Raw genomic sequence first — 24,579 nt, forward strand, 5'->3', positions numbered from 1 at the left:
TCATCGGCGGAGGTTCCCAGCGTGCTACAGTTCCCCGGAATTTTCGCCGACCGGTTGCAGGGATTCCGATGACCGCAGACCGCCCGCCGACGGCGCCCGGCTCCGCGACGATCGCGACGATCGCGCGGGAGGTCGGCGTCTCGTCGGCGACGGTCTCGAAGGTCCTCAACGGCCGGTCGGACGTCGCCGCCGGCACCAGGGCGCGGGTAGAGGCGAGCCTGGAGCGGCACCGTTACCGCCGCCGGGCCCGCCGGACGACCGCCGACGGCCAGATCGACCTGGTGTTCCACGAGTTCGGTTCGGACTGGGCACTGGAGATCATCCGCGGGGTTGAGGCAGTGGCCGCCGCCGAGCGGCTGACCGTGGTGCTGTCCCAGCTGGGCGGCGCCCGCCGACCGCCGCAGTCCTGGCTGGACGCGGTGATCGGCAGGCGTCCGCTCGGGATCGTGCTGGTGATGTGCAACCTGACCGGCCAGCAGCGGCAGCAGCTGCGGCGCCAGGCGATCCCGGTCGTCGTGGTCGACACCGACAGCGCCAGCGCGGCCTCGGTGCCCACCGTCGGCTCGAACAACTGGAACGGTGGCCTGCTCGCCACTCGTCACCTGCTGGAACTCGGCCATCGCCGGATCGCGATCATCTCCGGCCCCCGGGACGTGCTCTGCGCGCGGGCGCGTACGGCGGGCTTCCGCTGCGCCCACGAGGAGTTCGGCGTACCCGTCGATCCCCGCCTGGTCCGCTCCGGGAACTTCCACACGGACGCCGGCTACCACCAGGGCATCGAGCTGTTGACCGGGCCGGACCGGCCGACGGCGATCTTCGCCGGTTCGGACCTGCAGGCGGTGGGGGTGTTGCGGGCCGCCCGACAGCTCGGCATCGACGTCCCCGGTGACCTCTCCGTCGTCGGGTACGACAACCTGCCGGTCGCCCGCTGGATCGGGCCGGCGCTGACCACCGTCAACCAGCCGCTGCGCGACATGGCCGGCACCGCCGCCAAGATGCTGCTCGACCTCGCGCGGGAGGTGGCCCTGCCCAGCAGCCGGATCGACCTGGTCGCCGAACTGGTCGTACGCGAGAGCACCGCGCCGCCCCGACGCACCTGACCGCCCTACCACCTGCGAGGAGCCATGCCCCTGTTCGACCTGCCCCTCGACCAACTGCGTGAGTACGCGCCCACCGTGGCCGAGCCGGCCGACTTCGACCGGTTCTGGCGCACCACCCTGGACTCGGCGGCGAAGCCGCCGGTGCTTGTCGACGTCCGTCCCGAGCCGACCGACCTGCGCCTGGTCGACACCTGGGACGTCACCTTCGCCGGTTTCGCAGGTGACCCCGTCCGGGCCTGGTACAACCGGCCGGCCGGAGTGGACGGCGAGTTACCGGTGATCGTCGAGTACGTCGGTTACGGACGGGGCCGAGGGCTGCCGCACGAGCGGCTGACCTGGCCGGTCGCCGGGTACGCGCACCTGCTGATGGACGCCCGCGGGCAGTCCGGGCAGTACGGCGCGGGTGACACGGCCGACCCGCACGGCAGCGCGCCGGGCGGTCCCACGCCGGTGACCCGGGGCATCCTGTCGCCGCAGGGCTACTACTACCGCCGGCTCATCACCGACGCGGTGCGGGCGGTCCAGGCGGCCCGCGCCCTGCCGGGCGTCGACCCGCAGCGGGTGGTCGTCGCGGGCAACAGTCAGGGTGGCGGGCTGGCGCTGGCGGTCGCCGGGCTGGTGCCGGACCTGGCCGCCGTGCTCGCCACCGCCCCGTTCCTCTGCCACCTGCAACGGGCCATCGAGATCACCGAGGTCGGCGGGTACGGCGAGATCGTCAACTACCTCGCGGTCAACCGGGACGCCGAGCCAGCGGTGCGGCGCACCCTGTCCTACATGGACGGCGTCAGCTTCGCTCGCCGGGCCACCGCACCGGCGCACTTCGGGATCGGGCTGCGCGACCTGGTCTGCCCGCCGAGCACCGGCTTCGCCGCCCACAACCTGTACGGCAGCGCGGGCGGTGGCCCGCGGCCGGCCCGGGAACTGCACGTCTACCCGTTCAACGGGCACGAACACGGGGACGCGACCCACGTCCGGCGCCAGCTACGCTGGCTGGCCGCCCGGCTGGACGCGGCGGCCGTGGCACCGAAACTTCCGGTACCCGCCGAACCGGCGCTCTGAGCCGCTGGCTGTGGTTGACTGCGGTCAGACCGCAGCGGCGAGCTGCGGCGGTCCACCGAAGGCGATCGAGACACGTTGAGCTTGCGGTTGTGTTTCGATATTGTTTTCGATAGAACGACCTCGATCTACTCACGCTGGCCGGCGGAATGCACCGGCTTGCGCGGCATCCGGGCGACCGCGCGAGCGACGGAAGGCCACGTGTTGGGCGGTAGTCGGGGCCGGCTCCCATCAGGACGGCTTCGTCGAAAGGCTCATGCCATGAACAACGCGTTCGCCCGCGCCAGCGGGCGTCCGGCGACCCGACTGCGATCGCGCCCCGCGCTGATCTCGGCGGTGGTCGGTCTCTCCCTCGTCGCCGCCAGCGTGGTGGTGACGGCCTCCAGCGCCAGCGCGGCGACCACCCTGGGCGCCGCCGCAGCGGAGAGCGGCCGGTACTTCGGGGCCGCGATCGCGGCGCACAAGCTGAGCGACTCCACCTACGTCGGCATCCTCAACCGCGAATTCAACTCGGTCACCGCCGAGAACGAGATGAAGATCAACGCACTCGAGCCGCAGCAGGGCGTCTTCACCTACGGCACCGCGGACCGGATCGTCAACCACGCCCTCTCCCGGGGCTGGAAGGTTCGGGGCCACACTCTGGCCTGGCACTCGCAGCAGCCCTCCTGGATGGAGCGGATGGAAGGTCAAGCGCTGCGATCGGCCATGCTCAACCACGTCACCCAGGTTGCCAGCTACTACCGAGGCAAGATCGACTCGTGGGATGTGGTGAACGAGGCGTTCGACGACGGCAACAACGGCGCCCGCCGCAACTCCAACCTCCAGCGCACCGGTAACGACTGGATCGAGGCCGCGTTCCGCGCCGCACGCGCCGCCGACCCGGGCGCCAAACTCTGCTACAACGACTACAACACCGACAACTGGACCTGGGCCAAGACCCAGGCCGTCTACAACATGGTGCGCGACTTCAAGAGCCGTGGCGTGCCGATCGACTGCGTCGGCTTCCAGTCGCACTTCAACGCGCAATCGGCGTACAACAGCAACTACCGCACCACCCTGTCCAGCTTCGCCGCCCTCGGCGTGGACGTGCAGATCACCGAGCTGGACATCGAGGGCTCCGGTACCCAACAGGCCGACACGTACCGCCGGGTGGTCCAGGACTGCCTCGCGGTGCCGCGCTGCAACGGCATCACCGTGTGGGGCATCCGCGACAGCGACTCCTGGCGCTCCTACGGCACCCCGCTGCTCTTCGACAACAACGGCAACAAGAAGCAGGCCTACAACGCCACCCTGGAGGCGCTGAACGCGGGCGGCACCACCCCGCCGCCGCCCACCACCACGGCGCCCCCGCCGCCGACCACCACCCCGCCCCCGCCGCCCACCACGACCCCGCCCCCGCCGCCGACGACGACTCCGCCGCCCGGCGGCAACGGCTGCACCGCCACCGTCTCGCTGAACCAGTGGAACGGCGGATACGTTGCCACAATCCGGGTCACCGCCGGTGCCGCCAACCTCAACGGCTGGTCGGTGGGCCTGGCGCTGCCTGGTGGCAGCAGTGTCACCAACACCTGGAACGCCCAGGCGTCCGGTAGCAGCGGCAACGTCACCTTCCGCAACGTCGGCTACAACGGCACCGTAAACGCTGGAACCACCACCGAGTTCGGCTTCCAGGGCACCGGCACCGGTCCCTCCGCCACCCCCACCTGCTCCGCCAGCTGAGTGAAAGGAAGGGCCCCTTTTTAACGCCTGGTGCATAGCAAGGGGCCCCGCTTAACAAACCGGCCGGGCCGGCGTCCCGTACGCCGGCCCGGCTCGGTCTGACTGCCCGACCCGGTGTGGCCGGGCCGGCCTGCTCAGCAGCGGTTGATTGTCGAGTTGCTCAGGGTGATGTTGCTGATGGTCAGGTTGGTCGTGCAGGGGTTCTCCACGATCCGGCTGTTGACCAGCGTGAAGTTGCGCAGGGTCAGATCCCGGTTGCCGGGGAACTCGGTGCGGGCGGCCAGCCGCACCTCACCGCCGCCGCTGATCGTGCCACCGCCCGCGGCGATGTCCACGCCGTAGCAGTTCTCCAGCAGGATCGCGTTGTTGCCGGTGTTGGCGATGTCCACCCGGTTGACCGCGAGCCCGCCGGACTCCGAGACGCAGAAGATGCCCCGGCCACCGCCGCGCGCCCGTACGGTGCCCACCCGGATGTTTGTCGGGTAGCCGGAGCCGATCCGGCCGGCCCGGTTGGCGATCCGGAACGCGGCGTACCCGGTGCCGGTGCCGGCGTTCTCGGCGTCGACCGTGGTCACCGTGGCGTTTATCGTCTGGTTGAGCAGCAGCCCCGACTCGCCGACGTTGCGCGCGGTGACGGTGCCGACGGTCAACCCGTCCACCCCGTACGTCTCCACGCCGTGCGAGCTGGCGCCGGAGACGTACACGTTGTCGATGCGGACGTTGCGGGTCCACTGGCTGGTGTCACCCCGGTTGTCGATGCGTACGCCCAGCCCGCCGGAGAGCCGCATGTCGATCTGACCGAGCACCACGTCGGTGACGTTGCGCAGGAAGATGCCGTACAGCGGGGAACCGGTGACGGTGAGGTGCTGCACCTCGATCTGGGTGGTGCCGCGCGAGTAGATCGGCGCCTGGTCACCGCTGCCGGAGCCGGTCACGTTTATCGTGCCGCACACGTCGATCGTGGTGTAGCTGGGCAGCGAGATGCGGGATCCGGCGCTGATCGAGCCGGAGCCGCGTACCACGACCCGTTGCTTGCTGGTCCGGCCCGCGCTGAGGCTGTTCACCGCGGCCTGCACGGCCGCCCGCATGTCGCCGCCGGTGTAGACCGTGGTGCCGCCGTTGCGGGCGGTCCACGTACCGCCGCTCAGCACGGCCTCGGCCTGGAAGGAGCCGCTGCCGCAGCCGTTGCCGCCGCCGAGGTTGACGAGCTGCCACTGTTGGTTGGCGCCGTTGACGTCCTGGTACTGGGAGATCATGCCACCGTCGGCGGTGGACCAGCCCCAGACGTCCAGCGCCTTGTTCGAGTGCCGGTTGATGAAGCGGACGTGGCCGGCGTCGGAGTCGGCCAGCCGGAAGTGCTGACGGGTGTTGCCGCTGACCGCAGCGTTCTGCACCAGCTGTACGCCGTCGGTGGCGTTGGGCAGCTCGAGGACCTTGCCGCTGTGCACCGAGCGGACCTGGTAGTAGCCGCCGCCGACGTCGACGAAGCGCCACTGCTGCACTGCGGCGTCGCTGCGGGCGTACTGGTTGATCGGGGCGTTGTCGGCGGTGGACCAGTTGTACACGTCCATCGCCTTGCCGCTGTGTCGGTTGACGAACACGTACGTGGCGTTGGGGTCGACGGTGGCGGCCAGCGCGCTCGGCGCGGCGACCGCCGTGGCGGCGCCGAGCACGGCCAGCGTGCCGGCGACGACCAGCAAGCGGCGTGGTCGTCGCGTCCTTGTCTGGAACAGCATTCATTTCCTCTCAACGAAATCTACGGATCGGTAAGGACTGGCGCGTCCGGGCTCAGCCGATCGAACAGGGGGTGCCGTTGAGGGTGAACGAGGTCGGGCTGGCGGTGTTGCCGCTGTGGTTGGCCTGGAAGCCGATGGTGGTCGAGGCGTTCGGGGCGATGGTGCCGTTGTAGGAGACGTTGCGTGCGGTCACCGCGCCGGAGGTGGGCGAGTAGGTCGCGTTCCAGCCGTTTGTGATGCTCTGCCCGCCGGGCAGGGTGAACGCCAGGCTCCAGCCGTTCACCGTGCTGGGGCCGGTGTTGGTGATGGTCACCGAGGCGGTCAGCCCGGTGTTCCAGGCGCTGACGGTGTAACCGATCCGGCATCCGGTGCCCGGCGGCAGGGTCGGGCTCGGCGGCGGAGTGCTGGTGGGGGGCACCGTCGGCGACGGGGTGGGGCTCGGCGACGACGTCGGGGTCGGCGACGACGTCGGGGTCGGGGAGTTGAGGCCGAAGAAGCGTACGGCCTGGGCGGCGTCGACCGGCAGGTTGTGCGTCACGCCCTGCATGCTGATCGCCTCGACCGGAGCAGTACCTCCGGAACTGCCGTAGCGGGTACGGGTGTAGCCCGCCTGCGGGCTGTCGGTGAAGGTAGGCGTCTGGCTCAGCCCGTGCAGGTTGGTCCACTGCTTGACCTGCTCACCGAAGTTCGGGTAGCGCAGGGTCTCGTCGTTGGTGCCGTGCCAGATCTGCATCCGCGGTCGCGGGCCGGTATAGCCCGGGTACGCGTTGCGCACCAGGTCACCCCACTGCTGCGGGGTGCGGATGACCTGCCCGTTGGCGCACTCGCTGTTCCATTCCGAACCGTTGTTGGTGGCGAAGCAGCCGAACGGTACGCCGGAGTAGGCGGCACCGGCGGCGAACACGTCCGGGTAGAGCCCGAGCAGCACGTTTGTCATCATCGCGCCCGAGGAGGTTCCGGTGGCGAAGATCCGGGCCGGGTCGACGGGGTAGCGGGCGCGGACGTGGTCCACCATCGACATGATGCCCACCGGGTCGCTGCCGCCGCCCCGGCGCAGGGCCTGCGGGGAGGAGACGTCGAAGCAGCGGCTGCTGCGGGTCACCGACGGGTAGACCACGATGTAGCCGTACTGGTCGGCCAGCGAGGCGAACTGGGTGCCCGTGTGCATCGCGGGTCCGCTGCCGGTGCAGTAGTGCACCACGACCAGCAGCCCCGGTCGGGGTGCGACCCGGTCCGGCACGTAGAGGTGCATGCGCAGGTTGCTGGGGTTGGTGCCGAAGTTGGTCACCTCGGTCAGCGTGGCCGCCGACGCCGGGCCCGGCACCGAGAGCGCGGCCAGCGCGGTCAGGGCGACGGCCGCCAGGGCGGCGCACCAGAGTTTGATCGTCTTCTTCATGAAGGGTCCTCCGGACGGGGTCTGGACAGGGCGGTGTTCCGATCGAGGGCTGCCCGGCGCCCGATCTCGTCCGGCTCAGGAACATAGATGATTGTCAGTGTCGATGGGGCTTCGCGGCAAGGCGTCGGCTGACCTTGGCGCCCCGCCGGCCGAACGGGGGCATCCGGATCGACGTGCGTTCCCTATCCTCGGACCATGCGGGATCGTCGGTTGGTGCTGCTGTGGGCCGCCTTCGCGTTGGCCGCCCTGGTCTCCGTCGCACTGGTGCTGCGGCGCCCGGATCGCCTGTCCGACCTGCACATCTATCACGGCGCCCTGGCCGACCTGCGGGCCGGACGCCCGCTCTACGAGTACGTGGCGGCCAACGGCGGTCCGTTCACCTATCCGCCGTTCGCGGCGCTCGTGCTCTGGCCGATCACCACCGTGCCGCTCGGTGTGGTCGAGGCGGTCTGGCTGGTGGCGACCTGCGCGGCCGTGGTCGCCCTCGCCGTACCCGTCGGTCGCGCACTGGCGTCCGGGCGCGGCCGACGGCCCGTGCTGGTGGCGGTGGTGGCCGTGGTGCTCATGCTCTCCGCGCCGGTGCAGAGCAACCTGCGCTTCGGCCAGGTGAGCATCTTCCTCGTGCTCCTGGCACTGCTCGACGGCATGGGCCGGCCGTCGCGGGTACGCGGGGTGCTGGTCGGGGTGGCGGCGGCGATCAAGCTCACCCCGTTGCTGTTCGTGGCCTACTTCCTGGTCTGCGGCCGGTACCGCGACGCCGCCCGTGCGGCGGCCACCTTCGTCGCGTGCGGCGCGCTCGCCTTCGTCGTCCTGCCCACCGAGAGCCTTACCTACTGGGCGGGCACGGTGACCCAGACCTCGCGGATCGGCAACCTGGCGTCGCTGGGCAACCAGTCCGTGCACGGCATGCTGCTCCGCGTCGGCCTGCCCGAGGCTGCGCTACCACTGGTCTGGGCGGCGCTGGTGGCCGTCGTCTGTGCGGTGGCCCTGCTCCGGGCCCGGCAACTGGCCGGGCAGGGGCGTACCGGGCACGCGGCGGTGCTGGTCGGCTGCGCCACCGTGGCCGCCTCTCCGGTCTCCTGGACGCATCACCAGGTCTGGCCGGTGCTGGCCGCGATGCTGCTGGTCGGCGCGGCCGGGGTCACCCGGCGGGTGGCCGGTGCCGCGCTGCTGGCCAGCATGCTGCTCTCCCTGGGGGTGGTGCTTGGGCCGGTCTCGATGCGCCCTGGCGTGCAGTTCCTCTTCGAGAACGCCCGTACGCTCGGCGTCTGCCTGCTCTGCCTGGCGGGCTTCGGCACGGTCGCGGTCGTCGCCCGGCCGGCCCGCCGGGTCGCCCTGCGGCGGGCCTGGCTGCGGGTGGGCGTCGCCGCTGCCGGCATCCTGGCGTTCTTCGCGGTGCAGCCGCTACCCGCCGGGGCCGATCCCACCTTCAAGGCGTACGGGCCGGCGGAGCTGGCCAACCCGCGCTACTTCTTCGTCTGCCGGGGCCCGACCGAGTGCGCCGACTTCGGCACCGCCGCTCCGGTCACCTTCGACACCCGTAGCGAGAAGACCAAGGTACGCGTCAACGGGGTGGTCTCGGCGCAGGTGGACCGGCTCGAATACCACTCCGCTCCCGGCGGCCCACCGCGCGGCATCCCGCTGCTGGCGGCCTACCCGGGCGTCCGGACCTTCTCGTTCCGGTCGGCGACCATGACCCACGGGCGACTGGTGGCGTACGCCGCCGACGGGCGTCAACTCGCCAGCTACGACGACGAACTGGCCGCCGCCCTCGCCCGGCACGACTGAGCCGGCGGAGCAGGTCGGGCTACTGCTCGTCGTCGACGATCTCGGTCTCACCGTCGTGGGTGAAGCGCACCGGCGGGTGTTCGTCGGGTTGCGGTGCCTGCGCCAGGTTGTGGTGCGGGTCGCCGTCGGGGGAGAAGAGCACGGGATCGGTCTTCGCGCTCTTCTCGCGCTCTTCCTCCGGCTCGGTCACCGACCCGCTCCTCACCTCGTGGCCACTGCTTCCCGACGCTACGGGCGGCTCCGCCACGACACCGGGACCGACGGTGGCGACCACTCGATCGGGTGGCGCAACGCGGTCGGGCGGTGCGACTCGGCCGGCCCGGGAAATCAATTCGTCACCCAACCGTCATCCACCCGCGCGGTCTCCGCCACCTGACCGGTGCAGGGTGGGTGGCCGATCACTCGACGTTGGGAAGGAGCACGCCATGGCCGTCGCCCTGGACGACCACCTGGTCACCCTGACCTGTGACAGCTGCGGTGACACCGTCGCCGGTCCCCGCCGCGTGCCGTCCGACGGCGAGGTGGTCTGGAGCCTGGTCGCCGAGCACGGTTGGAGTGGCTCTCCGCTCGCCGCCGGACCGCACCGGTGTGCCCACTGTGGGCCCGCCACCGGCGGCGTACCGGGCGGCATCCTCGGCATCGAGCACGTCGACGGCGTCACGGTGGTGACCGTCGCCGGCGACGTGGACCTCGACACCGGCGACACCCTTCGGCAGGCGCTCCGGCACGCCGCCGACATGGGCGGTCACGTGCTCGTCGACCTGGGCGGCACCGATCTGGTCGACTCCACCGCACTCGGGTTGCTCGCCCGCGCGCATCGCAGCGCCGCCGACCGGGGCGCGCGTCTCTGCGTCGTGACGATCTCGCCGCTGATCCGGCAGGTCCTCCAGGTCACCCGCCTGGCCGAGGTCTTCTGCGTCGCGGACAGCCGGGCCGAGGCGTTCGCCCTGCTCAAGGGCGGACCGCAGTAACCCGAGAGCCGGCGGCAGTAACTGAAGAGCCAGCGGCAGCAACTCAAGAGCCGGCCGCAGTAACCGCCTCCGCCGGCGTGCGGTGAATCAGCCTCCGTCCGACCCGCCCGCGCCACCGGTGCCGGGCGGCGCGGGCGGGCCGGAGGTCAGCGGCGACCGCGCCGGTGACCGGCCAGCCGCAGAGCGTTGCAGACGTCCAGCACGCCCTCGACATCCCAGGCCAACTCACCGGCGGCGCGCCGGGTCTCGGCGCCGGCCACCAGGCCGGTGAGGATCACGACCCGGTTCTGCACCATGACCGTGATCTGCTGCCGTCGGGTCGTCCAGTCGGCGCTGAGCCGCTGGGCGACCAGGGCGGCGAGGCGGACGTCCTCGTCGTGGCCCTGCGGCTCGTCCCAGAGCGCCCGGAAGGAGTGGTCGTCGGGCATGGGCCAGGGCCACGGCATCACCACAGCGGTCTCCTTCGTCGTCGATGCCGGCGGCCAGACGCGCCGTCCCGATCGACCACCACCTTGCGCATCAACCTTGGAGTCGACCGCACGGTTGGATGACAGTTGGATGACAGATCGCCGGTTCAGATCGGCGGGCCGGCCGGTGGTGGCGAGTCGTCGTCCCGGTCCGCCGCCGGCAGCCACAGTACGAAGGTGCTGCCCGTGCCCGGCGCTGAGTGCACCGCCGCCTGCCCGCCGTGTGACTCGACGATCTGCCGGACGATGGCCAGTCCCAGCCCGGTCCGCCGGTCGCCGGAGCTGTTGCGGCTCCCCTCGCCCCGCCAGAACCGGTCGAAGACCCGGGCCTGGTCGGGTTCGGCGATGCCCGGTCCCTCGTCGACCACGGCCAGCCAGAGCCAGCCGCCCGCCCGGCCGGTCGCCACCGTGATGGCACCGCCCAGCGGGGAGAGGCGTACCGCGTTGGAGAGCAGGTTCGCCGCGGCGCGGCGCAGCGCGTCCGGATCACCGACGAGCGTGAGGTCGGTGTCGAGCGCGTACCGCAGGCGCAGCCCGCGCCCGGCGGCCAGCGGCGTGAAGTCCTCACCCACCTCCCGGGCGACGACGCTCAGGTCGACGTCGGTGTCGGCCATCGCGTCGGCGTCCCGCCGGGCCGTCGCGAGCAGGTCCTCGACCAGCCGAGACATCCGGGTGGTGGCCCGGTCGACGGTCGCCACGGCGGCGGCCCGCTCCGCCTCGGTGGCCTCAGGTGCGGTGAGCGACGCGTCCAGGTTGGCCCGGATGATCGCCAGCGGGCTGCGTAGCTCGTGCGAGGCGTCGTCGATGAGCTGCCGCTGGGCGCGGAACGCCTGGTCCAGGCGGTCCAGCATCGAGTCGATGGTGTCGCCGAGGTCGCGCAGTTCGTCGCGGGGACCGGAGAGCCGGATCCGGCGGGACAGGTCGGTGGCCTGGATGTCCCGCGCGGTGCGGGCGATCGCGCCCACCGGCCGCAACGCCCGGCCGGAGAGCACCCAGCCGATGCCGAGACTGGCCACGAAGAGCCCGCCCAGCGCGATCAGCGAATAGTCCCGGACGGTCTCCAGCAGCCGCAGGTTCACCTCGTCCTCGATCTGCTGCACCTCGGCGACCTCGAGGGTGGTGCCGGTCGGCACGGTACGACCGTCGGCCTTGAGCTTCACCAGATGCGCCTGGTAACGCTCGGTGATCGGCTTCGGGTCGACCGCCCGGTCCACCGCCACGTACGCCACGAGCAGGCCCGCGCCGGCAAGCGCGAACAGCAGCGTCGAGTAGAGCACGGTCAAGCGGAACCGGATCGACCGGAAGATCGTCACGCGGCCACCTCCCGGAGGCGGTAGCCCCGGCCGATGACCGTCTCGATCGGGGCGTGGTCGTCACCGTCGTCGGTGAGCTTGCGCCGCAGCGTACCGACGGTGACCCGGACGGTCTCGGTGAACGGGTCGGCGTTGGCGTCCCAGACGTGCTCCAGCAACTCCTCCGCCGGCACCACCATCCCGGGGCGGGTCATCAGGTACTCCAGCACCCCGAACTCCTTGCGGGTCAGGTGCAGCCGACGGCCACCCCGCCGGACCTCGTGCCGGGCCGTGTCCAGGGTCAGCGCACCGACCGAGAGCACCGCCGAGGTGCCGCCGGTGTCGCGGCGCAGCAGCGCCCGCACCCGGGCCAGCAACTCGGCCAGGGCGAACGGCTTGACCAGGTAGTCGTCCGCGCCCTCGTCCAGGCCCCGGACCCGGTCACCGAGCGCGCCCCGGGCGGTGAGCATCAGCACCCGCAGCTCCGGCCCGCTCGCCACCTCCACCTCGCCGCGGCGCACCGCCCGGCACAGCGCGAAGCCGTCCACGTCCGGCAGGTTGATGTCCAGCAGCATCAGATCGTACGCATTGACCTGCAACAACTCGTACGCGTCGGCCGCGTCGGCCGCGACGTCGACGGCGTAGCCGGCCCGGACCAGCCCGACGCGCAGCGCGCCGGCCAGGTCCTCCTCGTCCTCCACCACGAGTAGCCGCATCGTCCGCTCATCCTCTCGCTATCAACCGCTGCGCCACCTGTGCCGCCCGGTCGATCGGGATGGCGAAGCCGATACCGATGTTGCCACCACCCTCCAGGGTGGCGATGGCGGTGTTCACGCCGACCACCTCACCCTGGCCGTTGACCAGCGGACCGCCCGAGTTGCCGGGGTTGATCGACGCGTCGGTCTGCACCGCCGGCTGCCGGGCACCGCCACCGAGGCGTACCGGCCGGTCCAGGGCGCTGACGATCCCGGCGGTCACCGTGCCGGAGAGACCCAGCGGCGAACCGACGGCGAGCACCGGTTCACCGACCCGGGCCGGCCCGCCCGCCGCCAGCGGCAGCGGGCGCAGTCCGTTGCCCGGATCGACACGTAGCACGGCGATGTCCGTACCCGGGTCCCGGCCGATCAACCGTGCGGTGAGCCGCCGGCCGTCCTGGCCGACCACGTGGATCGTGCCGCCGCTGGCCACCACGTGGTTGTTGGTGACCACGTGTCCCCGGTCGTCGATCAGGAACCCGGACCCGGAGGCGCCCCGGCCGCCCGACACCTGCACCGAGACCACCCCGGCCAGCACCCGGTCGGCGGCGGCGACCAGGTCCCCGGCGGCTCCCGGAGGTATGGCGGCCGGCGGTGCTGCGGCGACAGCCTCCGGTAGGTCGTCGCGGGCGGCGAGGTGACCGGCGACGCCGCCGACTCCCGCCGACACCGCCACCAGGGTCAGCCCGGTCAGCAGCAGCCGGGGCCAGCGCGCCGGGCCCTGGGCGTCCTGTTGCTCCGTCGCCGGCCCGCCGGGCGCGTCGTCGGGCCCGGCGGGCGGGCGGTCGATCCCGTACGGTCCGCCGTACGGGTCGGTCGGGGCGCCGTCGGGCGCCAGGGCGGGCGAGACGAACCGCGGCCCGCGCGGCTCGCCGAGGCCCGGAATCGTGCTCGGCATGGCAGTGTCCCTCCTGGATGGACGTTGCGGCGGCGGCACCGGAGCGGGGCGGGAAGAGGCCGCCAGGGCAGGGCGGGGAGAAGCCCGTCAGGGCAGGGTGGGGAGAAGCCCGTCAGGGCAGCCGGGAGAACCAGAGCATCGAAGCGCCGGCGGCCAGCAGGGCGAGCACCAGGCCGGCGCCGATGAACCGCGCCGAGACGTCCTGCCGCTCCATCCGGTAGCCGACCGAGGAGCCGATGTCGGCGTACGCCTCGCGCAGCTCGTCGCTGCTGCCGGCCTCGTAGTAGCCGCCGCCCGCCTGCTCGGCGACGGTACGCAGGGTCTCCCCGTCTACCGGGACCGGCTGGCTCCCGCCGATGCGGCCCTCGGCCGTACCGAAGGAGATGGCGTCCACCGGCACGCCCGCCTCCACCGCGTCGGCGGCGGCCGACACCGGGTCGCGCCCGGAGGTGTTCGCCCCGTCGGAGAGCACCACCACGCGGGCCGGCGGCGGTTCCTCCGCGGCCTGGGCGTCCAGGCTGCGGATCGACTCCAGCGACGAGTGGATGGCCTCGCCGATCGCCGTGCCCTGAAGGCTGGTGATCCCCTCGTCGAGCCGGTCGATGCCGGCGGCGACCGCCTCCCGGTCACCGCCGGGAGCCACCAGCACCGACGCGTTGCCGGCGAACGCGACCAGCCCGACGTTGAACTCCTCCGGCAGGTCCGCGACGAACTCCTGGGCGGCGTCCTTGGCCGCGATCAGCCGGTCCGGCGGCACGTCGTCGGCGAGCATGGACCGGGACACGTCGACCGCCACGATCACGGTGGCTCGTTCCCGGGGCACCCGGACGTCGTCGGTCGGGCGGGCGAAGCCCACCACCAGCAGCGCCAGCATGGCGATGAAGAGCCCGGCCGGCACGTGTCGTCGCCACGCCGGGCGGGCCGGCGCCACCTTGTCCAGCAACCGCAAATTGGTGAAGCGGACCGCGTACCGGCTGTGTCGGCGTTGCAGCAGCAGGTAGCCGACGACCAGGGCAACCACCCCGACCAGCAGCCACAGCCGCTGCGGCGACTCCCAACCCAGGCTCATGCGGCACCTCCCTTGGTGCGTCGGGGCGTGCGGGACAGGCGGCGCTGGGCGTGCACGTGCCGGATGATGTCGCCGATCCAGTCCCGGTCGGTGCTCAGCGGCAGGTGGGCGGCGCCGGCCCGGCGCAGCGCCCGGGCCACCGCCAGCCGCTGGGCGGCGGCGGCCGAGGCGTACCGTTCGCGCAGCCGGCGGCTGCCGGTGGAGACCTCGCGGCGGCGTCCGCTCTCCGGATCCACCAGGGTGATCAGGCCGACGTCGGGCAGCTCCAACTCGCGCGGGTCGCGGACCTCCACGGCGAGCACCTGGTGGCGGGCGGCCAACCGGCGCAACGGCCGCTCCCAGTCTGGTGGTGCGTCGCCAACCCCCTCGTCGGGCAGGCCGTCGAGGAAGTCGGAGACCACCACCGCCAGCCCACGCCGGCCGGCCGACCGGCGCAACCCGTCGATCGCGTCGGCCAGCGACACCGGCGCGGTGGCCGGTCGGCCGCGAGGCACCGCCAGCAACGTACGCAGCAGGCTGAGCAGGTGGTGACGGCCGGTGCGGGCGGGAAATCGGCGTACCCCGGCGTCGCCGAGCACGTGCGCGCCGAGCCGGTTGCCGGCACCGGCGGTGAGGAACCCGACGGCCGCCACCGCGGCCACCGCCAGCTCCCGCTTCTCCAGTTCCGCAGTGCCGAAGTCCATGCTCGGGGTGGCGTCCACAAGCGTCCAGGTGGTCAACTCCCGGTCGGCGTCGACGGTACGCACGTGTGGCACCGCGGTCCGCGCCGTCACCGACCAGTCCATCCGCCGTACCTCGTCCTCGCCGGGGCGGTACTCGCGGCTGCCGGCCGGCTCGCTGCCCGGCCCCGGTAGCAGGCCCAGGTGCTGCCCGTGCAGCAGGCCGTCGAGCCGGCGGGTGATTATCAGTTCCAGCCGGCGCAGTCGACGCTGCGGCGCCAACTGCCCGAGCCTGGTCGAGTCGGAGTTCATGCCGCCGCCCCCAGGCCCGGCCCCTGGTCCTCCTGGGCGGGGGCGATCTGCGGCGGTGGCACCGCCTCGACGACGCGTCGCACCAGTTCGGTCGGGTCGACGTCGTCGGCGACCGCGTCGAAGGAGAGCACCAGCCGGTGCGCGAGCACGTCGGCGGCGACCTCCCGGACGTCGACGGGCAGCACGTAGTCGCGTCCGCGCAGCAGGGCCAGCGCCCGGGCGGCGGCGACCAGGCCGAGCGTGGCGCGCGGGCTGGCACCGTACGCCAGGTGCGCGGCGACGTCGGCCAGCCCGAACCGCTGCGGGTCCCGGGTGGCAAGCACCAGCCGGACCACGTACTCGGCCAGGGCGTGATGGACGAAGACCTCGCGGGCCCGCGCCTGCAACGCCACCAGCCGGCCCGGATCCAGCACCGGCCGGGCGGCCGGCACGCTGGTGCCCATCCGGTAGAGGATGCCCAGCTCCTCGTCGTCGGTGGGGTAGTCCACCACGACCTTCATCAGGAACCGGTCCCGCTGCGCCTCGGGCAGCTGGTAGACCCCTTCGGACTCGATCGGGTTCTGGGTGGCCAGCACCAGGAACGGGGTCGGCACCGGGTACGTCCGGCCGCCGAGGGAGATGTGGCCCTCGGCCATCACCTCCAGCAGCGCCGACTGCACCTTGGCCGGCGCCCGGTTGATCTCGTCGGCGAGGACCAGGTTGGCCATCACCGGTCCCAGTTCGACGTCGAAGCTCTCCTTCGACGCCCGGTAGATCCGGGTACCCAGGATGTCCGAGGGCACCAGGTCGGGGGTGAACTGGATCCGGGCGAAGCTGCCGCCCACCGCCGTGGCCAGGGTCTCCGCCGCGAGGGTCTTGGCCACCCCCGGCACCCCCTCCAGCAGGCAGTGTCCCCGGGCCAGTAACGCGGTCAGCAGCCGCTCCACCAACCGGTCCTGCCCGACGATCACCCGCTTCACCTCGAACAGGGTCTGTTCCAGCAGCCGGGTGTCGTCGGCGCGCCCGCCAGCGGCGTCCAGTTCGCGTACGGGGGCATTGTCGATGGTGCTCCGCATGCGTTGCTCCTCGGTCGCGTCCTTCGTCGAGGCGGGTACCCGGACAACGGGGAAGCCCGGGTACCCGCTCGTGACCCATTGGGCCAGAACGGACCGAAAGCCAACCGAACGGCGGACTCAACCTGGGAGTTGACCAAGAGGTTGTGGTCGCGCGGACCGGCGCGTCGCGACCGGAACCTCCTGGTCGACTCTCTAGTTGCGGCCGCGTTGGGTGCGGTAGCGGGAGATCAGGGTGGCGGTGGAGGAGTCGACGTCAGCCAGGTCGGGGGCGGTGGTGGTGAGCAGCGGGGCGAACTGGTTGGCCATCACCTTGCCGAGTTCGACGCCCCACTGGTCGAACGGGTTGATGTCCCAGATCGCGCCCTCGGTGAGCACGATGTGTTCGTAGAGGGCGACCAGTTGGCCGAGGGTACTGGGGGTGAGGCGCTCGGCCATGATCGTGGTGGTGGGGTGGTTGCCGGGCATGACCCGGTGCGGCACGAGGTCCGCCGGGGTGCCCTCGGCGGCGACCTGCTCGGCGGTACGACCGAAGGCCAGCGCCGCGGTCTGGGCGAGGAAGTTGGACATGAACAGGTCGTGCATCTCGCCGATGTCGTGGTTCGGCTCGCTGAACCCGATGAAGTCCGCCGGCACCAGCCGGGTGCCCTGGTGCAGCAGCTGGTAGAAGGCGTGCTGACCGTTGGTGCCGGGTTCGCCCCAGAAGATCTCCCCGGTGTCGTACGACACCGGCTGCCCGTCGGTACGCACCGACTTGCCGTTGCTCTCCATGGTCAACTGTTGCAGGTACGCCGGGAACCGGTGCAGGTACTGCGAGTACGGCAGCACCGCGTGGGTCTGCGCGCCGAGGAAGTTGGCGTACCAGACGTTGAGCAGCCCCAGCAGCACAGGTGCGTTGCGGGCCAGCGGCGCGGTGCGGAAGTGCTCGTCGACGGCGTGGTAGCCGGCGAGCAGCTCGTCGAAGCGGGCCGGCCCGATGGCGAGCAGCACCGACAGGCCCACCGCCGAGGGCAGTGAGTACCGCCCGCCGACCCAGTCCCAGAAGCCGAACATGTTCGCCGGGTCGATGCCGAAGTCGCTCACCCGCTGGGCGTTGGTGCTTACCGCGACGAAGTGCTTGGCCACCGCCTCCTCGCCGGCACCGAGCCCGGCCAGCAACCAGCGCCGGGCCTCCGTCGCGTTGGCCAGGGTCTCCTGGGTGGAGAAGGTCTTCGACACCACCACGAACAGGGTGGTCGCCGGGTCGAGATCGGCGGTGGTCTCGGCGATGTCGGTGGGGTCGATGTTCGACACGAAGCGGCAGCTGATGTCGCCGTCGCGGTACCCCTTGAGCGCCTCGTACGCCATCACCGGTCCCAGGTCGGAGCCGCCGATGCCGATGTTGACCACGGTGCGGATCCGCTCGCCGGTGTGCCCACGCCACCGCCCGGAGCGCACCTGCTCGGCGAACTCGGCCATCCGCTCCCGTACGGCGTGCACGTCGGCCACCACGTCCTGGCCGTCCACGGTCAGCGTGGCGTCGCGGGGCAGCCGCAGCGCGGTGTGCAGCACGGCCCGATCCTCGGTGCCGTTGATGTGCGCCCCGGCGAACATCGCGGCGATCCGGTCGGCGAGTCCGACCCGCTCGGCCAGCGCGGTCAGCAGTCCGAGCGTCTCGTCGGTGACCAGGTTCTTGCTGTAGTCGACGTAGAGGTCGGCCGCCTCGACGGTCAACCGTTCGCCCCGCTGGGGGTCGGCGGCGAACAGGTCCCGCAGATGCGTCGCGCGGATCTCGTCGGCGTGCTTGCGCAGGGCCTGCCACTCGTCGGTGGTGGTGACGTCCGCAGCCATCGGATCGATCGTCTCCTCGCAGGGTCGGCGCGTCGCCGGCGTCGTGGTGCGCCGGCGGAGGTAGGACCAGCCTGCCACACGAAGATCGTGGCGCGAGCCGGACGCGGTGGACCGCTCACCGTCGGCAGCCGGCCGCGCCCGGCTGCCCGAGGTCCGTGCCCGGCCGGCCGTCCGGGGTCCGTGCCTCGCTGGTCGGCGGGGTCCGTGCCCGGCCGGCCGTCCGGGGTCCGTGCCTCGCTGGTCGGCGGGGTCCGTGCCCGGCCGGCCGTCCGGGGTCCGTGCCTCGCTGGTCGGCGGGGTCCGTGCCTGGCTGCTGATCGGCACAGGGCAAGGTGGAGGCATGACGACGCCGGTACCCAGCGCCCCCGCAACCGCTCCCGTGAGTTCCGCCACCACCCGGCCCATCCGGCAGACGTTGCTGGTGCTCGGTGCCAGCGGTGACCTGACCGGGCGGCTGCTGCTGCCCGGTCTGGGCGTGCTGCTGGCCAGCGGCGGGGTCCCCGGCCTGCGGCTGATCGGCAGTGGCATGGACGACTGGGACGACGAACGCTGGCGTCGCCGGGTGGCCGACTCCTTCGCCACCGTCGGCGCCGACGGACCCGCCGAGAGCGAGGTGATCCGGACCAGCCGGTACGTGCCCGCCGACGTGACAAGCGAGGACGACCTGCGGCGGCTGCTCGCCGACTGCGCCGGGCCGGTCGTGATCTTCTTCGCGCTGCCGCCGATGGTGACCGCCCGGGCGGCAGCGGCGCTGGCCCGCATCGGCGTGCCGCCCGGCACCCGGTTGATGCTGGAGAAGCCGTTCGGCGTCGACCGGATCTCGGCCCACTCGCTAAACAACCTGCTGGCCACCCTGGTGCCGGAGGACCAGGTCCACCGCATCGACCACTTCCTGGGCAAGTCGACAGTGCTGAACCTGCTCGGCCTCCGGTTCGCCAACCGGATCTTCGAGCCGGTGCTTAACGCCACGCATGTGGCCTGCGTGGACATCGTCTTCGACGAGACCCTCGGGCTGGAGGGCCGGGCCGGCTACTACGACGGCGCGGGCGCGTTGATCGACATGGTGCAGAGCCACCTGCTCCAGGTGCTCGCCCTACTCACGATGGACCCGCCGCCGACCCTGCAGGCCCAGGAGTTGCGCGGCCGTTCGGCGCAGGTGCTGCGGGCCGCCCGGCTCTGGAACGACGACCCGGTGGCGGCCAGCCGGCGGGCCCGCTACACGGCGGGCGAGATCGCCGGGCGCCGGCTGCCCAATTACGCCGACGAGCCGGGCGTGGACCCGAGCCGGCAGACCGAAACCCTCGCCGAGTTGGTGCTGACCGTGGACACCTGGCGCTGGGCGGGGGTGCCGTTCCGGCTGCGGTCCGGCAAGGCCATGGCGGAGGTACGCAAGGAGGCGATCATCACCTTCAAGCAGCCGACCCGGGTGCCCGACGGGCTCATCGGCTACGAGCAGTCCGACCGGCTGCGGATCGGGTTCGGCCCGGACTGCCTCGGTCTCGATCTCAACATCAACGGTCCCGGAAACCCGTTCGACCTGGACCGGGTTCGGCTGACGGCCGACTTCGGCCCGGGGGAACTGCCGGCGTACGGCGAGGTGCTGCGCGGCGCGTTCGAGGGTGACCCGACGCTGTCGGTACGCGGTGACGTCGCCGAGGAGTGCTGGCGGATCGTCGAGCCGGTGCTGGCCGCCTGGAAAGCCGGGGCGGTGCCGCTGGGGGAGTACTCGGCGGGTTCCACCGGGCCCGCCGACTCGCTGCTCGGGCCGGTGCCGGACTGATCGGTCGCCGCTTTCACTGATCGTAACAGGCTGATCTCTCTCAGCTATCTTTCAGGTGTCGGTGCTAGCTTCCCGGCGCGACGGGATCCATCATGGACGGCGCTGATCCCTTTGTGGCACAAGGGTTTGCGTGAAAGTTTCACGTTTTCGCCGGGTGCCGCGCCCGCTCACTGTCGAGGGAGAGACTCGTGGTGTTCAAGAAGATGCTGGGTGCTTTCGGGATCGGCGCGCCCAGCGTCGACACGGTCCTGTCCAATCCGAGCACCCGTCCCGGCCTGACGCTCGACGGGCAGGTGAACCTCACCGGCGGCAGTCAGGACGTGGAGATCGACCAGATCGTGCTGGGGCTGGTGACCCGGGTTGAGGTTGACGGCGCGGAGGGGGAGCACGACGCCGGTGTCGAGTTCCACCGCATCCCGGTCGCGGGCGGGTTGCGCCTGGCGGAGGGGCAGCAGCTGGCGATCCCCTTCCAGTTTCCGATCCCGTTGCAGACCCCGGTGACCGACATCTACGGGCAGCGGCTGCCCGGCATGACCATGGGCCTGCGTACGGAGGTCGCCATCCGGGGCGCGGTCGACAAGGGCGATCTGGACCCGGTCCACGTCCACCCGTTGCCGGTGCAGGAGCGGATCCTGACCGCCTTCGGCCAGCTCGGCTTCCAGTTCAAGAGCGCCGACCTGGAACATGGGTACATCGCCGGGGCGCACCAGACGCTCCCCTTCTACCAGGAGATCGAGTACTACGCCGCGCCGCAGTACGCCCACGGCGTCAACCAGGTCGAGCTGACCTTCCTTGCCGACGAGCAGGGTGTGGAGATCGTCCTGGAGTTCGACCGGCAGGCCGGTCTCTTCATGGGCAGCCACGACTCATACGGCCGCTACCGGGTCGCGCACGCCGACGCCGACGGGCTGGACTGGGCCGCCGAGGTCGACCGCTGGCTGCGCGAGGCGTTGCAGCAGTACCAGACCCTGCACCCCGGTCAGCCCGGTTACGGCGCCCCTGCGGGCTACGGTGCCCCAACGGGCTATGGCGCCCCAACGGGCTACGGCGCACCTGCGGGCTATCCGCCGCACCAGCCCGGCTACGGGCACTACGAGGAGCACCACGAGCGGCGGGGTCCGGGCATGGGCGCGGTGGCCGCCGGGGTGGTCGGCGGCGCGGCGCTCGGCTTCGCGGGCGGCATGGTCGCCGAGGAGGTCTTCGACTCCTTCGGCGGTGACGAGGGCGAGGACGGCGGCGAGGAGTGAGACCACGGGCTTTCCCCGTGAGCGGCTGACCACCCCGTACCGACCGCCCGGCCACCAGGCTCCCCACTGGTGGCCGGGCGGTCCCGTCCTGGCGGCGGCTCGGGTGCACCGGCGGCTGCGGGGTGGGCGCAGTGGGCGGCCCCGGCGCGGTGCAACGCCGGGGCCGCCGTGTGGTGGTGGTACAGGCTCAGCTGGTCGGGAAGTTGTCCGGGGTACGGATGCGGTCCCGCATGAAGGCACCGGAGGTGGTGAGCATCGAGGTGCCGGTGTAGTTGCTGCCGTTGCAGGTGCCGGGCCGCAGCGCGGCGCTGCCCTCGGCCTTGTCGGAGAAGGTCCAGTTCGCGTAGCCGATCTTCAACCGGTCCAGCAGGTCCAGCCACTGGGTGCTGCTGGCCAGGTCGGCGGCACCGTCACCGGTGTAGTCGACCGTGCCGAACTCGGTGACGAAGAGCGGCAGCCGGGCCGCCGCCCGCTCCACCTCGGCCCGGTAGTTGTCCCGGTGCGACGCGGCGTAGAAGTGGAACGCGTACATGACGTTGCTGGCGCTCACCGGGTTGTTGACGATCTCGGTGTGGTTGCCGCCCTCCGAGACGCCCAGCGAGGACCAGGCCCGGGTGCCCACGATCACCACCGCGTCCGGGTCGTTGGCCCGGATCACCGGGATGACCTGGTCGGCGTAGTTCTTGATGGTGGACCAGCTCACCCCGTTCGGTTCGTTGGCGATCTCGTAGATCACGTTGTTCTTCGCGGCGTGCCGGGCGGAGACGGCGGCGAAGAAGGTCTTGGCCCGCTCCAGGTTGAACATCGGGTCACCCGGGGTGAGCAGGTGGAAGTCGATCATCGCGTACATGCCGCGCCGGGTGGCCTCCTCGACTAGGTTGTTCACCCGGTTGGTGAAGCCGGCGGGGTCGGTCTCGTAGCCGTCCTCCTGCACGTACATGGCGATCCGGAACAGATCCGCGCGCCAGTCAATGGCGAGGGCGTCGAGCGAGGCGGGGTTGTAGCAGTTACCGAACCACTGGATGCCGTGCGTGCTCATGCCGCGCAACTGGATCGGCCGCCCGTACTGGTTGCAGAGGTTGACCCCGCAGACCCGCAGCTGGCCGTTGATGGCCACCGGAGTCTGCCCGACAGGCGGCGGAGTCGTCGGCGGCGCAGTCGTGGGCGGCGGGGGAGTGGTCGGTGCCGGCGTGGTGGGGCCCGTCGAGCCGGTGCAGACCGTGCCGTTGAGGGTGAACGAGGTCGGGGCCGGGTTGGCGCCGGTGAAGGTGCCGTTGAAGCCGATGTTGGTGCGGGCGCCGGTCGCCAGCGAGCCGTTCCAGCTCTCGCTCCGGGCGGTGACGGCGTTGCCGCTCTGGCTCCACGTCGCCGACCAGCCCTGGGTGACGCGCTGGCCGCTGTCAGGGAAGGTGAACCCGAGCGTCCAACCGTTTACCGCGTCGCCGAGGTTGGTGATCGTCACGCTCGCGGTGAAGCCGCCGGACCAGCTGTTCGTCGTGTAGGTCACGGAGCAGCCGGTCGCGGCCATCGCGCTGGTGGTAGGAAGGGCCGCCAGCGCGCCGAGGGTCAGCGCACCGACGGCACCGGCCGCGACCAGCAGGCGGCGGGTGCGGCGCGGGGGATGCTTCATGGTGGACCGTCGCAATCTGGTCGTGGTGGTGGGTACGGCAGCTCCCATGCCGTCGGACGGTGGCCGGGAGCGCTCCCACGGCAGCCTACGATGCCGCGAAACAGTCACGCAATATTTCCATGTATCAAAGTGTCGAGAAATGTGACGCCCCGGGAACGAGGTCCCGGGGCGTCCTGCCCGCCTCGCACTGCGAGGGGTGCCGTCACGCCTCGCCGGCCGCGCGTCGCCGGTCGGCCTCGGCGTCGGCGGCCCCGACCGGGGTCGGGTCGACGTCCCGCCGCGCACCACTGAGATCGACGTCGGCACCGGCCCGGGCGGCGTCGGCCGCCGCGTCGTCCGCGCCGACCACCGCACCGCCGTCCGGGTCGCCGGCGTCGTCGACCAGCCTGCCGGCCGGGGTGACCGCGATCGGCGTGTACCTGGGATCGGTCATCTCGTCCTCCTCCTCGCCGCTTCCCGGTCAGATACCCGCTGTGTCGCACGGCCACACCGGACGCCCGGCAGCGGCGGCGCGAAACCAGGCCCGGCGGCGGTGCGAGACGAGGCCCGGCGGCGGCGCGAAACCAGGCCCGGCGGCGGTGCGAGACGAGGCCCGGCGGCGGCGCGAAACCAGGCCCGGCGGCGGTGCGAGACGAGGCCCGGCGGCGGCGCGAAACCAGGCCCGGCGGCGGTGCCCGAAGCGAGGTCGGGATGATCCGGCTTCGTCACGATCCGTGTCCACGCTGCGGAACGCGACCGAGGGGAGTCGCCGTCTCGATTTGCCTCGCTCATTACCCTGGCTCTGATCTTGTGCAAGTGAACCGCTCGACTTCGACAAGGGCCACACATGAGTGACAGTTACCCTCCGTACGGAGGGCAGCCGGATCCGAACGCCGCCTGGGGCACCCCGCCCGGTTCTCCCGTCGGTCAGCCGGTCCCGCCCGGCTCCCCGGTCGGCCACCCTCTGCCTCCCGGTTCCCCGATCGGTCAGCCCGGTCAACCCGGTCAGCCGGGATACCCGCCCCAGTTCGGCGCACCGGTCCCGCCGCCGTCGTACGGCGTCCCGCCGCAGAGCTCCTCGAAGAAGGGGCTCTGGATCGGCGTGGGCGTCGGCGCCGTGGTCATGGCGGTGCTGGTCGCCTGCGGTGGGGTGATCGGCTTCTTCGCCCTCTCCGACGACGACGACGAGCCGACGGTCGCCACCGGCGGGACCAGCTCGCCCAACGCGAGCCAGTCTCCCGCAGCCCCGCCGTCACCGGAGGAGCAGCCGCAGAACAACAACGCGGTCACCGCCCGCAACTCCAGCGACATGTCGTCGGTCTGCGAGGGCAGCCCGATCCTGAACGCCGCGCCGTACACCGCGGCCAAGGGCGCCAAGGTGTACACCTTCGCCAACTCGCCGGAGCGCCCGGATTCCTGGCTGAGCAAGTCGGTCGGCTTCGACAAGCCGTACCACGCGCGGACCTCGGACTGGGCTTCGGTCTCCGTCGTCGGCTGCCTCGCCTTCGAGCAGGGCAGCGAGGGCGAGGCGCGCAAGTGCGAGTACACGGACCGGGACGACAAGAAGGTCACCGTCGACTACGTCTCCTCGCGCTACACGCTCACCTTCTACGCCGCGAAGACCGGTGAGAAGATCGGCGAAGGTGGACGGATCAACGCCCCGGCCGTCCGTTGCCCGAGCTTCATCTCCTACAACAAGGAGACCATGAAGGCGTACGCCCAGCCGGACACCGCCGCCATCGAACTCGCCCTGGAGAAGTTCACCTCCTGAGGTGGCGCAACGGCGGGGCGGGACCGGTGTCCCGCCCCGCCGTCGCTGTCCGCCCCGGATGTCGGCCGTTGC

The 24,579-nt window shown here is 71.7% G+C and carries 21 protein-coding genes; 8 read left to right on the plus strand and 13 right to left on the minus strand.

Annotated features, from left to right (window positions below):
* Positions 1–68 precede the first annotated feature (68 nt).
* The 3 genes from AC507J_RS10205 to AC507J_RS10215 all read left to right on the plus strand — a co-directional run bounded on the left by AC507J_RS10205 (position 69) and on the right by AC507J_RS10215 (position 3,875).
* Complete coding sequence (locus AC507J_RS10205; protein WP_496288856.1) at positions 69–1,100, plus strand: LacI family DNA-binding transcriptional regulator; 1,032 nt, start codon at positions 69–71, stop codon at positions 1,098–1,100.
* A gap of 24 nt (positions 1,101–1,124) precedes the next feature.
* Positions 1,125–2,159 carry an acetylxylan esterase gene (locus tag AC507J_RS10210; RefSeq protein ID WP_496288857.1) on the plus strand — a complete coding sequence of 345 codons (1,035 nt, stop codon included), beginning with the start codon at positions 1,125–1,127 and terminating at the stop codon, positions 2,157–2,159.
* Between the two features lie 258 nt (positions 2,160–2,417).
* A complete protein-coding gene (locus AC507J_RS10215) occupies positions 2,418–3,875 on the plus strand; it encodes an endo-1,4-beta-xylanase (RefSeq protein WP_496288858.1) in 1,458 nt (485 codons plus the stop codon).
* Between the two features lie 134 nt (positions 3,876–4,009).
* Here AC507J_RS10215 and AC507J_RS10220 read toward each other — a convergent pair whose 3' ends face one another.
* Complete coding sequence (locus AC507J_RS10220; protein WP_496288859.1) at positions 4,010–5,611, minus strand: RICIN domain-containing protein; 1,602 nt, start codon at positions 5,609–5,611, stop codon at positions 4,010–4,012.
* Between the two features lie 52 nt (positions 5,612–5,663).
* The gene (locus AC507J_RS10225) at positions 5,664–7,007 is read right to left on the minus strand and encodes an extracellular catalytic domain type 1 short-chain-length polyhydroxyalkanoate depolymerase (RefSeq protein ID WP_496288860.1); all 1,344 of its coding nucleotides are present in this window, start codon (positions 7,005–7,007) and stop codon (positions 5,664–5,666) included.
* Positions 7,008–7,202: 195 nt separating this feature from the next.
* Between AC507J_RS10225 and AC507J_RS10230 the strand changes: the two genes are divergently transcribed.
* Entirely contained in the window at positions 7,203–8,795 is a 1,593-nt protein-coding gene (locus AC507J_RS10230) for a glycosyltransferase 87 family protein (RefSeq protein WP_496288861.1), read from the plus strand.
* A 19-nt stretch (positions 8,796–8,814) separates the two neighbouring features.
* Here AC507J_RS10230 and AC507J_RS10235 read toward each other — a convergent pair whose 3' ends face one another.
* Entirely contained in the window at positions 8,815–8,985 is a 171-nt protein-coding gene (locus AC507J_RS10235) for a hypothetical protein (protein ID WP_496288862.1), read from the minus strand.
* A 235-nt stretch (positions 8,986–9,220) separates the two neighbouring features.
* On the opposite strand from AC507J_RS10235, the gene AC507J_RS10240 reads away from it, so the two are divergent.
* Positions 9,221–9,766 (plus strand): STAS domain-containing protein, encoded by a 546-nt coding sequence (locus AC507J_RS10240; RefSeq protein ID WP_496288863.1) that lies wholly within the window; start codon positions 9,221–9,223, stop codon positions 9,764–9,766.
* 146 nt (positions 9,767–9,912) lie between these two features.
* Here the strand turns inward: AC507J_RS10240 and AC507J_RS10245 are convergent, their stop codons facing one another.
* From AC507J_RS10245 to pgi, 8 genes are all read right to left on the minus strand, one after another.
* Positions 9,913–10,212 carry a BON domain-containing protein gene (locus tag AC507J_RS10245; RefSeq protein ID WP_341721289.1) on the minus strand — a complete coding sequence of 100 codons (300 nt, stop codon included), beginning with the start codon at positions 10,210–10,212 and terminating at the stop codon, positions 9,913–9,915.
* Positions 10,213–10,340: 128 nt separating this feature from the next.
* Positions 10,341–11,546 carry a sensor histidine kinase gene (locus AC507J_RS10250; protein ID WP_496288864.1) on the minus strand — a complete coding sequence of 402 codons (1,206 nt, stop codon included), beginning with the start codon at positions 11,544–11,546 and terminating at the stop codon, positions 10,341–10,343.
* A complete protein-coding gene (locus AC507J_RS10255) occupies positions 11,543–12,241 on the minus strand; it encodes a response regulator transcription factor (RefSeq protein ID WP_496288865.1) in 699 nt (232 codons plus the stop codon). Before AC507J_RS10255 ends, AC507J_RS10250 begins: the two co-directional genes overlap by 4 nt.
* Positions 12,242–12,248: 7 nt before the next feature.
* Positions 12,249–13,178: a S1C family serine protease gene (locus AC507J_RS10260; protein WP_496288866.1), complete on the minus strand. Its 930-nt coding sequence runs from the start codon at positions 13,176–13,178 to the stop codon at positions 12,249–12,251.
* Positions 13,179–13,290: 112 nt separating this feature from the next.
* Positions 13,291–14,241 carry a VWA domain-containing protein gene (locus AC507J_RS10265; protein WP_496288943.1) on the minus strand — a complete coding sequence of 317 codons (951 nt, stop codon included), beginning with the start codon at positions 14,239–14,241 and terminating at the stop codon, positions 13,291–13,293.
* A gap of 2 nt (positions 14,242–14,243) precedes the next feature.
* Complete coding sequence (locus AC507J_RS10270; RefSeq protein WP_496288867.1) at positions 14,244–15,218, minus strand: DUF58 domain-containing protein; 975 nt, start codon at positions 15,216–15,218, stop codon at positions 14,244–14,246.
* Positions 15,215–16,273 (minus strand): AAA family ATPase, encoded by a 1,059-nt coding sequence (locus AC507J_RS10275; protein ID WP_496288868.1) that lies wholly within the window; start codon positions 16,271–16,273, stop codon positions 15,215–15,217. The genes AC507J_RS10270 and AC507J_RS10275 overlap by 4 nt, the downstream gene beginning before the upstream one ends.
* Before the next feature lie 192 nt (positions 16,274–16,465).
* Positions 16,466–18,100: a glucose-6-phosphate isomerase gene (gene pgi / locus AC507J_RS10280; protein ID WP_496288869.1), complete on the minus strand. Its 1,635-nt coding sequence runs from the start codon at positions 18,098–18,100 to the stop codon at positions 16,466–16,468.
* Between the two features lie 340 nt (positions 18,101–18,440).
* On the opposite strand from pgi, the gene AC507J_RS10285 reads away from it, so the two are divergent.
* Both AC507J_RS10285 and AC507J_RS10290 read left to right on the plus strand, forming a co-directional pair.
* Positions 18,441–19,880 carry a glucose-6-phosphate dehydrogenase gene (locus AC507J_RS10285; protein ID WP_496288870.1) on the plus strand — a complete coding sequence of 480 codons (1,440 nt, stop codon included), beginning with the start codon at positions 18,441–18,443 and terminating at the stop codon, positions 19,878–19,880.
* 188 nt (positions 19,881–20,068) lie between these two features.
* On the plus strand, positions 20,069–21,127 hold the full coding sequence (locus AC507J_RS10290) for a sporulation protein (RefSeq protein ID WP_496288871.1): 1,059 nt from the start codon (positions 20,069–20,071) through the stop codon (positions 21,125–21,127).
* 187 nt (positions 21,128–21,314) lie between these two features.
* Here the strand turns inward: AC507J_RS10290 and AC507J_RS10295 are convergent, their stop codons facing one another.
* Together AC507J_RS10295 and AC507J_RS10300 are read right to left on the minus strand one after the other, a co-directional pair.
* Complete coding sequence (locus AC507J_RS10295; RefSeq protein WP_496288872.1) at positions 21,315–22,757, minus strand: cellulase family glycosylhydrolase; 1,443 nt, start codon at positions 22,755–22,757, stop codon at positions 21,315–21,317.
* 202 nt (positions 22,758–22,959) lie between these two features.
* Complete coding sequence (locus AC507J_RS10300) at positions 22,960–23,190, minus strand: hypothetical protein (protein WP_496288873.1); 231 nt, start codon at positions 23,188–23,190, stop codon at positions 22,960–22,962.
* Between the two features lie 669 nt (positions 23,191–23,859).
* On the opposite strand from AC507J_RS10300, the gene AC507J_RS10305 reads away from it, so the two are divergent.
* Positions 23,860–24,507: a hypothetical protein gene (locus tag AC507J_RS10305; protein WP_496288874.1), complete on the plus strand. Its 648-nt coding sequence runs from the start codon at positions 23,860–23,862 to the stop codon at positions 24,505–24,507.
* Positions 24,508–24,579 lie beyond the last annotated feature (72 nt).

Source organism: Micromonospora sp. PRAS1 (genome assembly GCF_059553435.1).

Coding starts and splice junctions, on each gene's coding strand:
- AC507J_RS10205 (WP_496288856.1), top strand. CDS start 69: ATGACCGCAGACCGCCCGCCGACGGCGCCCGGCTCCGCGACGATCGCG.
- AC507J_RS10210 (WP_496288857.1), top strand. CDS start 1,125: ATGCCCCTGTTCGACCTGCCCCTCGACCAACTGCGTGAGTACGCGCCC.
- AC507J_RS10215 (WP_496288858.1), top strand. CDS start 2,418: ATGAACAACGCGTTCGCCCGCGCCAGCGGGCGTCCGGCGACCCGACTG.
- AC507J_RS10220 (WP_496288859.1), bottom strand. CDS start 5,611: ATGCTGTTCCAGACAAGGACGCGACGACCACGCCGCTTGCTGGTCGTC.
- AC507J_RS10225 (WP_496288860.1), bottom strand. CDS start 7,007: ATGAAGAAGACGATCAAACTCTGGTGCGCCGCCCTGGCGGCCGTCGCC.
- AC507J_RS10230 (WP_496288861.1), top strand. CDS start 7,203: ATGCGGGATCGTCGGTTGGTGCTGCTGTGGGCCGCCTTCGCGTTGGCC.
- AC507J_RS10240 (WP_496288863.1), top strand. CDS start 9,221: ATGGCCGTCGCCCTGGACGACCACCTGGTCACCCTGACCTGTGACAGC.
- AC507J_RS10245 (WP_341721289.1), bottom strand. CDS start 10,212: ATGCCGTGGCCCTGGCCCATGCCCGACGACCACTCCTTCCGGGCGCTC.
- AC507J_RS10255 (WP_496288865.1), bottom strand. CDS start 12,241: ATGCGGCTACTCGTGGTGGAGGACGAGGAGGACCTGGCCGGCGCGCTG.
- AC507J_RS10260 (WP_496288866.1), bottom strand. CDS start 13,178: ATGCCGAGCACGATTCCGGGCCTCGGCGAGCCGCGCGGGCCGCGGTTC.
- AC507J_RS10270 (WP_496288867.1), bottom strand. CDS start 15,218: ATGAACTCCGACTCGACCAGGCTCGGGCAGTTGGCGCCGCAGCGTCGA.
- AC507J_RS10275 (WP_496288868.1), bottom strand. CDS start 16,273: ATGCGGAGCACCATCGACAATGCCCCCGTACGCGAACTGGACGCCGCT.
- pgi (WP_496288869.1), bottom strand. CDS start 18,100: ATGGCTGCGGACGTCACCACCACCGACGAGTGGCAGGCCCTGCGCAAG.
- AC507J_RS10285 (WP_496288870.1), top strand. CDS start 18,441: ATGACGACGCCGGTACCCAGCGCCCCCGCAACCGCTCCCGTGAGTTCC.
- AC507J_RS10295 (WP_496288872.1), bottom strand. CDS start 22,757: ATGAAGCATCCCCCGCGCCGCACCCGCCGCCTGCTGGTCGCGGCCGGT.
- AC507J_RS10300 (WP_496288873.1), bottom strand. CDS start 23,190: ATGACCGATCCCAGGTACACGCCGATCGCGGTCACCCCGGCCGGCAGG.
- AC507J_RS10305 (WP_496288874.1), top strand. CDS start 23,860: ATGGCGGTGCTGGTCGCCTGCGGTGGGGTGATCGGCTTCTTCGCCCTC.